Raw genomic sequence first — 10,525 nt, 5'->3', positions numbered from 1 at the left:
TGGTGGAGCGGTCCCCAAGCCGACGGTGAATGATCGTGAGCAGCACGTCGCCGCCTTGCGGCGTGAGCTGGAAGGTGACGCCGCCAGTATTGCCCCAGGTGATCGAAAGACGGCGTGGCGCGTCGATGTCGGTGATCTGCCCCTCCATGCGATGTTCCGCCGGGAAACCGGGCGGCCGCTGGCCAGGGGGCTCTGTCAGTTCGTCATTGCGCCAGACGAGTTCGAACGACGAACCGGTCTCCGTCCCCATGACGCCGGACGCCAGCCATCGGCGGCGCAAGTCGCTGTCCGTGAGATAAGCCCAGATGCGTTCGACCGGTCCCGGCAGCACGCGCTCTATCGTGAGGGTGGCGGGCTCGGTAAGAGAGCCATAAGCGTTGATCGGCGGATGACGGCTCATGTCTCGTCTCCTCTTTTCGTCGTCTGGGCGCCGTGCGAGTCGTCCTCGCGCAGCAGTCGTTCCAATATGTCGAGCCGACCGCTCCAGAAGCGCTCGTAGAAGGAAAGCCATTCGTGCGCGCTGGCCAGCGGCCCCGGCGCGAGATGGCATAAATGCGTGCGCCCGAGCACTTCACGGCGGATCAACCCGGCGCCCTCCAGCACTTTGATGTGCTTGGAGGCGGCCGCCAGCGACATCGCGAACGGCTCGGCAAGTTGGCTCACCGTTCGCCCGCCGCCGGAAAGCTCCCGCAGCATCCGACGACGCGTCGCGTCGCCCAACGCGTGAAAGACCCGATCCATCCGTTGTGGATTTAATTCAACCATATGGTTTAATATGCGCGATCGAAAATTTATTGTCAACCGATCAGTTGAATGTTGCGGCGATCGCGCGCCCCAGCTTTGGCTATGGCTGAGCTAACGTGAGAGGTCCCGGACGATCGATCTGTCGCAATCGCCGAAACCCGATATTACGCCGAGCCGAGGCAGCATTTCTTGTATTTCTTGCCGCTGCCGCAGGGGCACAGATCGTTGCGGCCGATGTCGCGGAATTTGTTTTCCGCCGGCGCCGCAGGCTCCAGATCCTCGTCTTCCTCGTCAAAAACCGCCAGCGTCTCAAGCGCGTCGTCGATGGGCTTCAGGCCGCGCTCGTCGAACAATTCGCTCTTGTCGGACTCGGCGCGATTGGCGCGCAGCTCGGCCTGAAAATCCTCGAAGCTCAACACGTTCTTGTCGATAAAACCCTGGCGGAAGGCGCGCGCGACCGAAGGTTCGAGTTCCGTGAGCCCGAGCAAGGCGACGCAGCCCTGCCAGCCATACCAGACCGGATGGGCCGCGCGCGGCTGCAAGCTTTCGAAACATTGCGCCAGATAGGTTTTGGCCTCCTCCAGCGGGAACGCGCCGCGCACCGCGAGCGCGCAAAAACATTCCAGCGCCGCGACGCGGCCCCATTCGTCGCCGTCGGGCGCCTCGATCAGTTTTTTCAGCCCGGCGAGATCGCCGTCATAAAGGCTGAGCAGGATCGCTGGAAGCGTTTCGGAGGCGGCGTCGCCGATCATGTCATAAAGCGCCTCGCCCTCCAGCGCGACGGCGAGCAGAGGCGCCCAGGCCTCCGTCTCGCGCTTTTCCGCCAGCAGGTGCAGGCCGAAGAACACTTTTTCGGCGTTTTCCGGCGAGCGGTCGGCGCCGGAAGCGAATTTGTTCAGCACCTCCAGCAAGGGCCCGCGCGCCTCGCTCCATTTCTGGCGCAGGGTCATCAAAGCGTCGAGCGGAAAGGTTTCGGCGCCGGAAAGATCGGCCAGAGCCATGTCAACCAGGTTCATCGAAGAGATCCTTTTCAAACCGGCACGCGCACGCTGGCGCGCAACCCGCCCAGCGGGCTCACGCCCAGAAAAATTTCACCGCCATGCGAGCGGGCGATATCGCGCGCGATCGACAGGCCGAGGCCGGTGCCGCCCTCGTCCTGGTTGCGCGCCTCGTCGAGCCGAACGAAGGGCCGGAACACCGCCTCGCGCTCCTCCTGCGGAATGCCGGGCCCGTCGTCATCGACGTGAATCTGCAGGAATTTCTCATCGCAGGAGCCTTCGAGGCGGATGCGGTCGCCGTGGCGGGCGGCGTTGTTGAGCAGATTGGCTAGACACCTTTTGAAGGCGGCCGGCCTCACGGTGGCGACCGGCGCGCCGGCATAAACCACTTCCGTGTCATGGCCAAGGCGCTCGGATTCCTGGCGCAGGATTTCGAGCATGGACTGAATGTCGGTCGGCGAGGCGGCCTCGCCGATATCGCCACGCGCGAAAGCGAGATAGGCCTCCAGCATGCGCTGCATTTCGCCGACGTCGCTTTCCAGCTCCTGCACGTCGGCCGTCTTGCCGAGCAGAGCGAGCGACAATTTGAATCGCGTGAGAATCGTGCGCAGGTCATGGCTGACGCCATTGAGCATGGTGGTGCGCTGTTCCATCGCGCGCTCGATGCGCCGCTTCATTTCGAGGAAAGCGTAAGTCGCGCGCCGCACCTCGCGCGCGCCGCGCGGCCGGAACTCGACCTCGCGGCCCTTGCCGAATTCCTCCGCCGCATCGGCCAGCGCGAGAATCGGCTTGATCTGATTGCGCAGAAACAGGATCGCCACCGTGATCAGCACAACCGAAGTGCCGACCATCCAGATGATGAAAATATGGGTGTTGGAGGCATAGGCCTGGCTGCGCCGCGCCACCACGCGCAGCACCGCATCGCCCATGTCGACGCGCACTTCGATGAAATCCGAACGCCCAACGGTGTCGATCCAGAACGGCAGCCGGATCTGCTTCTCGATCTCGCTCGACATGGCCTTGTCGACCAGCGAGAAGAACGGCGTCGGCAGCGCCGGCGGCAGCGGTCCGGGAGGCAGGATTTCGGCGTCAAGATTGAGCCGGTTGCGCGCGATCCGCTCCAGCTTGGAATTGTCCGGATCGAGGCCGTGAAATTCGCGATAGATGTCGATCAGCGCCGCAATATCCTGCGTCACCGCGTTGGACAGGCGGAAGGTCACCATCTGCCAATGGCGCTCCATGAACACCAAAGCGATGGCCGATTGCAACAGCACCATCGGCAGGATGACGATCAGCAGCGAGCGCGCGTAAAGCCCCTTGGGCATGACGCTGGCGAGCCAGCGCGAGAAGCCGCGCCAGAGACGCCGCACCGCGACATAGGTCTCGGCGAGAACATTCATCGTTCGATGGCCAGCTTGTAGCCATAGCCGCGCACGGTCTGCAAATGCAGCGGATTGGCGGGATCAGCCTCGATCTTGCGGCGCAGGCGGTTGACCTGCACATCCACGGTGCGCTCATTGGCCGCGCCGCCGCCGCCGCCGAGATCCTCGCGCGAGACCGCCTCGCCCGGCTTTTCGACCAGCAGGCGCAGCATGTCGCGCTCGCGCTCGGTGATGCGGATGATCTCGTCGCCCTGGCGCAATTCGCCGCGGTCGGGATCGAAGGCGAATTCGCCGAACCGCACCGCGTTCTGGCCAGGCGCGCCCGCCGCGGCGATGCGCGGCGCGGCGCGGCGCAGGATCGAGGCGACGCGCAGGGCGAGTTCGCGCGGCTCGAACGGCTTGGCCATATAATCGTCGGCGCCCGCCTCCAGCCCCTTGACCCGGTCCTCGATCTCGGAGCGGGCGGTAAGCATCAGGATCGGCGCCTCGGCGAGCGGCGTGTTCTCGGCGCGGATGCGGCTGGCGAATTCGAGGCCGCTCTGGCCGGGCATCATCACGTCGAGAATAATGAGGTCGAAATGCAGCCCGCGCAAATGGGCATAGGCCGCTTCGGCGCTTTCCACCGCCGTCACGCGATAACCCTCGCCCTGCAGAAAGCGCCTGAGCAATTCGCGGATGCGGCGGTCGTCGTCGACGATCAGCAGATGGAGCGCATCGTCGGAGAGGGACTGGATTTCGGCTTCGCTCATGACGCGCTTCCCTTCGCAGGATCGCCAATGCCCGGATCGCCTATCGTCGGGTCGCATGTTCCAGGATCGCAAGTGCCCGGATCACAAGTTCCAGGATCACACATGGCCGCCAGAAAGGCCGCCGCCTGCGCGCGCGCGCCGCGCGGCAGATTGTCCAGAGCACGGGCGAAACGGCGCGATTGCAAGGCGGCCAGCTCCAAGGCCAAAGCCTCGCCTTTTTCGGTCGGAAACATCAGGCGCTGGCGCCGGTCGATCAGGCCGGGCCGCTGCTCGATATAGTTCTGGTCGAGCAGATCCTTGAGCACGCGCGACAGGCTCTGCTTGGTGATCTTGAGAAGCTCCAGCAGCGCCGCCACCGAAAGGCCCGGCCGCCGCTCCACGAAATAGAGCACGCGATGATGGGCGCGGCCGAAATTATAGCGCGTCAGCACGCGATCGGCGTCGGCGACGAAATCGCGATAGGCGAAAAAGAACAGCTCCAGCAGGTCGAACATGGGCTCGACCTCGGCGCCCCTGCTCCACGCGCCGTCATCCGGCGCGCCCGCTTTCGGCGCGCGCCCGGGCGGCGCGCTCTTGCGCAAAGCGTCAGCCATGCGGCCAGCTCCTCCCTGGGTCCCGCCGAAATTATGTCAGGTCTATTGACATATTTCAGGTCGGGGATTAGTCGTCAAGCCTTCCCTTCAGGGACGTTTTGCGAGGATGTTGCCATGTCTGTTCTGCCCTTCGACCAGCGCGACGGTTATATCTGGCTGGACGGCGCGCTCGTAGACTGGAAGGACGCCAAGCTGCATGTCCTCTCGCACGGGCTGCATTACGGCTCCTGCGTGTTCGAGGGCGAACGCGCCTATGGCGGCGCCATTTTCAAATCGCGCGAACATTCGGAGCGTTTCAAGGCTTCCGCCGAACTGCTCGATTTCGAAATCCCCTATTCGGTCGACGAACTCATCGCCGCCAAGGATCTGGTGGTCGCGAAGAACAACCTCACCAATTGCTATGTCCGTCCGGTCGCGTGGCGCGGCTCGGAAATGATGGCGGTCGCCGCCCAGCACGCCACCATCCATGTCGCCATTGCGGTGTGGGACTGGCCCTCGATGTTCGATATCGCGACCAAGATGAAGGGCATCAAGCTCGACATCGCCGACTATCGCCGCCCCGATCCGCTGACCGCGCCGTGCCATTCCAAGGCCGCCGGCCTTTACATGATCTGCACGATCTCCAAGCATCGCGCCGAGCGCAAGGGCTATGCCGACGCCATGATGCTGGATTGGCAAGGCCGCGTCGCCGAATGCACCGGCGCGAACATCCTGTTCACCAAGGATGGCGAGATCCATACGCCGATCGCCGATTGCTTCCTGAACGGCATCACCCGCCAGACCGTGATCGGCCTGGCGCGCGACCGAGGCATCAAGGTCAATGAGCGCCGCATCATGCCCGAGGAGCTGGCGAGCTTCGAGGAATGTTTCATCTGCGGCACGGGCGCCGAGGTGACGCCGGTCGCCGAGATCGGCCCCTATCGCTTCATCCCCGGCGCCATTTCGCGCACGCTGATCGAGGCCTATACGGCCACGGTCGAGCCCGGCGAAAGCGTGGTGGCGGCCGACATCTCGCTCTGATCCAAGCGGCGCTTGCGCTTGCTCCTTCTCCCCTTGCGGGAGAAGGTGGCGCGAAGCGCCGGATGAGGGGGATCCGGCGTGGGCAAAACCCCTCATCCGTCTCGCGCTTTGCGCGATCCACCTTCTCCCGCAAGGGGAGAAGGGAAGCCCCCTCAACTTTTCCTAGCCCTTCTGCCAGCGGTCCAGCGCCGCTTCATCGGCGTCCTTGGCCTCGACCCATTCGCCCGTGCTCCCGTCGACGCGATGTTCCTTCTTCCAGAAGGGCGCGCGGGATTTCAGGAAATCCATCAGGAATTCGGCCGCGGAAAAGGCCGCGCCGCGATGGGCGCTGGCGCAGAGCACCAGCACGATCGGCTCGCCCGACCGGATCTTGCCGTAACGATGAATCACGGTGACGCCGAGCAGCGGCCAGCGCCGCTCGGCCTCGGCGGCGATGCGGGCGATCTCCTCCTCCGCCATGCCGGGATAATGCTCAAGCTCCAGCGCCTGGAGCGTCCCGGCCTCGTCGCGGCACAGCCCGACGAAACTGACTACGGCGCCGATATCCGTCCGCCCGCGCGTCAGCTCTGCGCTTTCGGCGGCGGCGTCGAAATTTTCGGCTTGGACGCGGATTTTTTGATGAGACATTCGATTGTTTGGCTCAGGCTCGGAGAAGGTCAGGTCCGGGCGGCAGTGTAATCGCCGCCGCCGATCCCGGAAAGGTCAGTGATTCCGGAAGCGCCAGGCCAACCGGTCACCATGCCCGATGCTTTCCGCGTCTCACAGTTCTTTTGATGTTTTGCAGTAACAATGGAAACCAACAAACAACATTAACACTCGCAACAAACGAGCACAGGCCTCCAATTAAATGATTTTTACCGCGCGCGCCTCACAATAAAAACAAGACAAGCGCGTCTGAGACGCATTCTTCCAAAACAGGACTTGAACATGGCCGGTCAGATTTTAAGGGAAAAAATTGCGCCGCTCGGCCTCGGTCTTTGCGTCGGGCTGGCCCTTGTCGTTCTCGTAAAAGTTGTCTTCAGCGCCGATTCGACGTCGACCACGGGAGCGATCGCGGACGCCCAAACCGCATTCTCCAACAAGGACTACGCAACCTCGCTGAACTTGCTGAAGCCGCTCGCGGAAAAAGGCAATGCGAAGGCTCAGCATAGCCTGGCGACGCATTATCGCTATGGACTTGGCGTAGCGCAGGATAATGAAACGGCGGTCAAATGGGAGGTTCTCGCCGCGACGCAAGGCTACGCCAAGGCGGAATCCGCTCTCGGCGCTATCTTGCTGAATGGCGATCTGGGCCTTCGCCCCAACGACAAACAGGCCTTGACCTTGTTCCAGCAGGCGGCCGATCAGGGCGACGCCGCCGGCGAATTTTATGTTGGCGTCATGTACAACGCTGGACGCGGCGGCGTCGCCGAAGACGATGACGAAGCCATGAACTGGTACCGCAAGGCGGCTGACGGCAACAACGCCTATGCGCAATATGTTCTCGGCGTCATTTACGCCAATGGCAAAGGCGTGCCGAAAGATCATGACGAAGCGATGAACTGGTTCGGCAAGGCGGCCCAAAACGACAATGAATCGATCAGGAATGCGGCCAGGCAGATCATCACAAGCATCGAGCTTGAACAGGCGCCCGTCACGGAACTATTGTCCGGCCTCAACATGCGTCAGATCAAAATCCTGATGAATGCGATGTCGATCATGAATTGCGGTCAGCCGATTGGAACAAAATATAGTCTGACCAACTTCACGAAAGACCGGGCGTTCCAGGGCACGCCATGGCCGCAGGTGGTGGAAATAGCGTCCAAATTGGCGCTTACCAAATGCGGCTCAGCTCAAAATACGATGGAAATCGCCCTTTTCGACTAAGCGCCATCCACAAAAACGGCCCGCGCCTCCCTTTCAGGTGGCTCAGCCAAAAACGGCGCCCGAAACTACCCCCCCGTCATCGGGGGGAAAAAGGCGATCTCGCGGGCGCCGGCGATGCTGGCCTCGGGCTTGGCGTGTTTCTTGTCGATGGCGGCGCGGATAATCGGATTGCCGAAAGTCGCCGCATAGGCCTCGTCGCGCGCGGCGAGCCAATCCATCAGTTCGGCGATCGTGCCCACGGAGCCCGGCAAATCGACCTCTTCAGCCGACTTGCCGATACGCTCCCGCAGCGACGCGAAATAAATGAGCCTCATTCGTCGACCACATATTTGATGCCGGCCTTCATATAATCCCAGCCGGTGTAAAGCGTAAGAAGCGCCGAAATCCACAGCAAAGCGAGCCCGATCCGGGTCGTCCCCGGCAGGATCGCCTCGCCCGCGCGGCCGGCGATGAGGAAGCCGAGCGCGATCATCTGCATGGTCGTCTTCCATTTGGCGACCTTGCTCACCGGCACCGAAACCTTCAGCTCGGCCAGAAACTCGCGCAGGCCCGACACCAGAATCTCGCGGCACAGGATGACGATGGCGGCCCACAGCGACCAGCTCTTGATGGTGCCGTCGGCGACCAGAATCAGCAGGACGGCCGAGACCAGCAATTTGTCGGCGATCGGGTCCAGCATCCGGCCGAGCGCCGATTGCTGCTCCCAGGCGCGGGCGAGATAGCCGTCGAAGAAATCCGTCACCGCCGCGAGCACGAACAGGCCGAGCGCGGTCCAGCGCAAGGCGAATTCGTCCGGCCAGAACAGGCAGGCGACCACCGCCGGCACGATCAGCATCCGGCCGAAGGTCAGCATGTTCGGCAGATTGAAGGCGCGGCTGGCGCCGGAGCGACCGGGGCGGAACAACATCGCCGGAGGGAAGCTTTTTAAGCGCCCGGCGTCAATCGGTTTTTCCGGCGCGCTCAGCCCTTTTCGTGGAAGTGATCGAACACCAACTTCGCCGTGGCCACTGAGAGGCCGGGGGTCTTTTCGAGATCGACCAGAGCCGCCGCCGCGACCGCCTTGGCCGTTCCGAAGGCCTGGAGCAAGGCCCTCTTGCGGGAGGGTCCGATCCCCGCGATTTCATCCAGCGGATTTTTCGCAAATTCCTTCTTGCGCCGCGCCCGATGCGTGCCGATGGCGAAGCGATGCGCCTCGTCGCGCAGGCGCTGCACGAAATAGAGCGCCGGATCGCGCGGGGCGAGCCGGAACGGCTCGCGGCCGGCGACGAAAAAGCTCTCGCGGCCGGCGTTGCGGTCGGCGCCCTTGGCGATCGAGGCCAAAGTCACGCCGGTCACGCCCAATTCATCGAGCACCGTCCGCACCGCCTCGAACTGGCCGCGTCCGCCGTCTATCAGGATCAGGTCCGGCGCCTGCGGAAAAGCGTCCGCATCCTCCGGCGCGGGCTGGTCCGCCTCCTTGAGCAGGCGCGAAAAGCGCCGCGACAGCACCTCGCGCATCATCGCGTAATCGTCGCCGGGGGTGACCGGACCCTTGATGTTGAAAGTCCGGTAATGGGTCTTCATGAAGCCCAGAGGCCCCGCCACGACCATGGCGCCGATGGCCGACGAACCCATGATATGGGAATTGTCATAGACCTCGACGCGGCGCGGGGCCTTCTCCATACCGAAAGCGGCGCCGAGCGCCTCCAGCAGCTTCATCTGGCTGGCGCTGTCGGCGAGCCGCCGGCCCAAGGCCTCGCGAGCGTTGTTCTGGGCGTCGGCGACCATTTCGCGCTTCTCGCCGCGCTGCGGCAGCAGAACCTCGACCTTGTGGCCCTGCCGCTCCGACAGAGCCTCGGCCAGCCAGCCCGATTCCTCGATCTCATGCGAGACCAGCACGAGTTTCGGCGCGGGCCGGTCGGCGTAGAATTGCGCCATGAACGACCCCAAAACCTCGCCGGCGGCCAGCGTCTTGTCGGCGCGCGGAAAATAGGCGCGGTTCCCCCAGTTCTGATAGGCGCGGTAGAACACCGCCTCGACGCAGAACTGGCCAGCCTCCTCATGCAAGGCGAATACGTCCGCCTCGGAAACGCCGCGCGGATTGATCCCCTGCTGGCCCTGGATTGCGGCAAGCGCGGCGATACGGTCGCGCAGCCGCGCGGCGCGCTCGAATTCGAGCTTTTCCGCCGCCTCGTTCATCTCGCCCGCCAGCCGCTCGCGCACGGCGCGCGACCGGCCGGTCAGGAAGTCCTGCGCCTCGCGGGTCAGCTCGGCATAATTGTCCGGCGCGATTTCGCCCGTGCAGGGCCCAGCGCAACGCTTGATCTGGAACAGCAGGCAGGGCCGCGTGCGGTTGTCGTAGAAGGCGTTTTCGCAGGAGCGCAGCAGAAAGGCGCGCTGCAGCGCGTTGAGCGTGCGATTGACCGCCCAGACGCTGGCGAAGGGGCCGAAATAATCCCCCTTCCGGCTGCGCGCGCCGCGATGTTTGGTCAATTGCGCGCCGCGCTCGTCCTTCGTCAGCAGGATATAAGGAAAGCTCTTGTCGTCGCGCAGCAGCACATTGAAGCGCGGCTTGAGCTGCTTGATCAGATTGGCTTCGAGCAGCAGAGCCTCGACCTCGGTGCGGGTCGAGACGAACACCATCGAAGCGGTCAGCGCGATCATCCGCGCGATGCGGTTGGTGTGGCCGATCATCCGCGTATAGGAGGCGATGCGCCGGCGCAGGCTCTTGGCCTTGCCGACGTACAGCACGGCGCCGTCCTCGGCCAGCATGCGATAGACGCCCGGCCCCATCGGCGCATGTTTCCAATGGGCGCGAATCGCGCGCAGACCGCGCTTGTACGAGGCCGCGCCGGCCTCGCCCTCCAGATCGAGATCGATCCCGGAGCTTTCCTCGCCAAGGCTGTCGCCAGCCTCCACCACGTCCTCGGCCAAGTCCTCGGCGAGATCGTCGGCTTCGAGGATGGGTTCGGGCGGGGCGTCGATTGGGTTCTTCAGGCGACTCATGACGCTAATCTAGGCGTCGTGGCCGGAACGTGAAATGGTTTCGGCAAGGTTAAGAAAGGGTCGGGGCTGGACCTTCGCCATAATTACGGCTAGCAAGGAGATTAACGAATAGTCAATAATTCGATCGGCGAGGCTCCATGGCGGCTTTATCCGCGCGCATTCGCGGCTTCCTTCCCTTCGCCGGGCTG

At 63.5% G+C, this 10,525-nt stretch carries 12 protein-coding genes; 2 read left to right on the top strand and 10 right to left on the bottom strand.

Annotated features, from left to right (window positions below):
- The 6 genes from ACE3S9_RS08440 to ACE3S9_RS08415 form a co-directional block, all read right to left on the bottom strand.
- On the bottom strand, nucleotides 1-400 hold a 400-nt coding region (locus ACE3S9_RS08440; RefSeq protein WP_374546003.1), incomplete at its 3' end, for an SRPBCC domain-containing protein.
- Complete coding sequence (locus ACE3S9_RS08435; RefSeq protein ID WP_374546004.1) at nucleotides 397-765, bottom strand: ArsR/SmtB family transcription factor; 369 nt, start codon at nucleotides 763-765, stop codon at nucleotides 397-399. The genes ACE3S9_RS08440 and ACE3S9_RS08435, both read right to left, overlap by 4 nt.
- Nucleotides 766-908: 143 nt before the next feature.
- Nucleotides 909-1,760 carry a DUF1186 domain-containing protein gene (locus ACE3S9_RS08430; protein WP_374546002.1) on the bottom strand — a complete coding sequence of 284 codons (852 nt, stop codon included), beginning with the start codon at nucleotides 1,758-1,760 and terminating at the stop codon, nucleotides 909-911.
- A 14-nt stretch (nucleotides 1,761-1,774) separates the two neighbouring features.
- The gene (locus tag ACE3S9_RS08425; RefSeq protein ID WP_374546001.1) at nucleotides 1,775-3,142 is read right to left on the bottom strand and encodes an ATP-binding protein; all 1,368 of its coding nucleotides are present in this window, start codon (nucleotides 3,140-3,142) and stop codon (nucleotides 1,775-1,777) included.
- Complete coding sequence (locus tag ACE3S9_RS08420; protein ID WP_374546000.1) at nucleotides 3,139-3,873, bottom strand: response regulator; 735 nt, start codon at nucleotides 3,871-3,873, stop codon at nucleotides 3,139-3,141. Before ACE3S9_RS08420 ends, ACE3S9_RS08425 begins: the two co-directional genes overlap by 4 nt.
- Nucleotides 3,870-4,466 (bottom strand): MarR family winged helix-turn-helix transcriptional regulator, encoded by a 597-nt coding sequence (locus tag ACE3S9_RS08415; RefSeq protein ID WP_374545999.1) that lies wholly within the window; start codon nucleotides 4,464-4,466, stop codon nucleotides 3,870-3,872. The genes ACE3S9_RS08420 and ACE3S9_RS08415 overlap by 4 nt, the downstream gene beginning before the upstream one ends.
- Nucleotides 4,467-4,580: 114 nt before the next feature.
- Between ACE3S9_RS08415 and ACE3S9_RS08410 the strand changes: the two genes are divergently transcribed.
- Nucleotides 4,581-5,486: a branched-chain amino acid aminotransferase gene (locus ACE3S9_RS08410; protein ID WP_374545998.1), complete on the top strand. Its 906-nt coding sequence runs from the start codon at nucleotides 4,581-4,583 to the stop codon at nucleotides 5,484-5,486.
- 162 nt (nucleotides 5,487-5,648) lie between these two features.
- Here ACE3S9_RS08410 and ACE3S9_RS08405 read toward each other — a convergent pair whose 3' ends face one another.
- On the bottom strand, nucleotides 5,649-6,113 hold the full coding sequence (locus ACE3S9_RS08405; protein ID WP_374545997.1) for a molybdenum cofactor biosynthesis protein MoaE: 465 nt from the start codon (nucleotides 6,111-6,113) through the stop codon (nucleotides 5,649-5,651).
- A 300-nt stretch (nucleotides 6,114-6,413) separates the two neighbouring features.
- Between ACE3S9_RS08405 and ACE3S9_RS08400 the strand changes: the two genes are divergently transcribed.
- On the top strand, nucleotides 6,414-7,352 hold the full coding sequence (locus ACE3S9_RS08400; protein WP_374545996.1) for a tetratricopeptide repeat protein: 939 nt from the start codon (nucleotides 6,414-6,416) through the stop codon (nucleotides 7,350-7,352).
- Nucleotides 7,353-7,417: 65 nt separating this feature from the next.
- On the opposite strand, the gene moaD is transcribed toward ACE3S9_RS08400, so the two are convergent.
- The 3 genes from moaD to uvrC are packed head-to-tail and all read right to left on the bottom strand — an operon-like array spanning nucleotide 7,418 to nucleotide 10,337.
- On the bottom strand, nucleotides 7,418-7,666 hold the full coding sequence (gene moaD / locus ACE3S9_RS08395; protein WP_374545995.1) for a molybdopterin converting factor subunit 1: 249 nt from the start codon (nucleotides 7,664-7,666) through the stop codon (nucleotides 7,418-7,420).
- Nucleotides 7,663-8,259, bottom strand: a complete 597-nt coding sequence (gene pgsA / locus ACE3S9_RS08390; protein ID WP_374545994.1) for a CDP-diacylglycerol--glycerol-3-phosphate 3-phosphatidyltransferase — start codon at nucleotides 8,257-8,259, stop codon at nucleotides 7,663-7,665. Before pgsA ends, moaD begins: the two co-directional genes overlap by 4 nt.
- A 53-nt stretch (nucleotides 8,260-8,312) precedes the next feature.
- Nucleotides 8,313-10,337, bottom strand: coding sequence for an excinuclease ABC subunit UvrC (gene uvrC / locus ACE3S9_RS08385; RefSeq protein ID WP_374545993.1), 2,025 nt, complete (start codon nucleotides 10,335-10,337; stop codon nucleotides 8,313-8,315).
- Nucleotides 10,338-10,525: the final 188 nt, after the last annotated feature.

The sequence above is a fragment of the Rhodoblastus sp. genome (assembly GCF_041915505.1).
Taxonomy (GTDB): domain Bacteria; phylum Pseudomonadota; class Alphaproteobacteria; order Rhizobiales; family Beijerinckiaceae; genus Rhodoblastus.
Note: the sequence above shows the minus strand (reverse complement) of the source record. Positions and strands in the feature narration are given on the sequence as shown.

Bases quoted from the DNA above. Each gene is read 5' to 3' on its own strand.
- ACE3S9_RS08435 (WP_374546004.1), bottom strand. From the start codon at position 765: ATGGTTGAATTAAATCCACAACGGATGGATCGGGTCTTTCACGCGTTG.
- ACE3S9_RS08430 (WP_374546002.1), bottom strand. From the start codon at position 1,760: ATGAACCTGGTTGACATGGCTCTGGCCGATCTTTCCGGCGCCGAAACC.
- ACE3S9_RS08425 (WP_374546001.1), bottom strand. From the start codon at position 3,142: ATGAATGTTCTCGCCGAGACCTATGTCGCGGTGCGGCGTCTCTGGCGC.
- ACE3S9_RS08420 (WP_374546000.1), bottom strand. From the start codon at position 3,873: ATGAGCGAAGCCGAAATCCAGTCCCTCTCCGACGATGCGCTCCATCTG.
- ACE3S9_RS08415 (WP_374545999.1), bottom strand. From the start codon at position 4,466: ATGGCTGACGCTTTGCGCAAGAGCGCGCCGCCCGGGCGCGCGCCGAAA.
- ACE3S9_RS08410 (WP_374545998.1), top strand. From the start codon at position 4,581: ATGTCTGTTCTGCCCTTCGACCAGCGCGACGGTTATATCTGGCTGGAC.
- ACE3S9_RS08405 (WP_374545997.1), bottom strand. From the start codon at position 6,113: ATGTCTCATCAAAAAATCCGCGTCCAAGCCGAAAATTTCGACGCCGCC.
- ACE3S9_RS08400 (WP_374545996.1), top strand. From the start codon at position 6,414: ATGGCCGGTCAGATTTTAAGGGAAAAAATTGCGCCGCTCGGCCTCGGT.
- moaD (WP_374545995.1), bottom strand. From the start codon at position 7,666: ATGAGGCTCATTTATTTCGCGTCGCTGCGGGAGCGTATCGGCAAGTCG.
- pgsA (WP_374545994.1), bottom strand. From the start codon at position 8,259: ATGTTGTTCCGCCCCGGTCGCTCCGGCGCCAGCCGCGCCTTCAATCTG.
- uvrC (WP_374545993.1), bottom strand. From the start codon at position 10,337: ATGAGTCGCCTGAAGAACCCAATCGACGCCCCGCCCGAACCCATCCTC.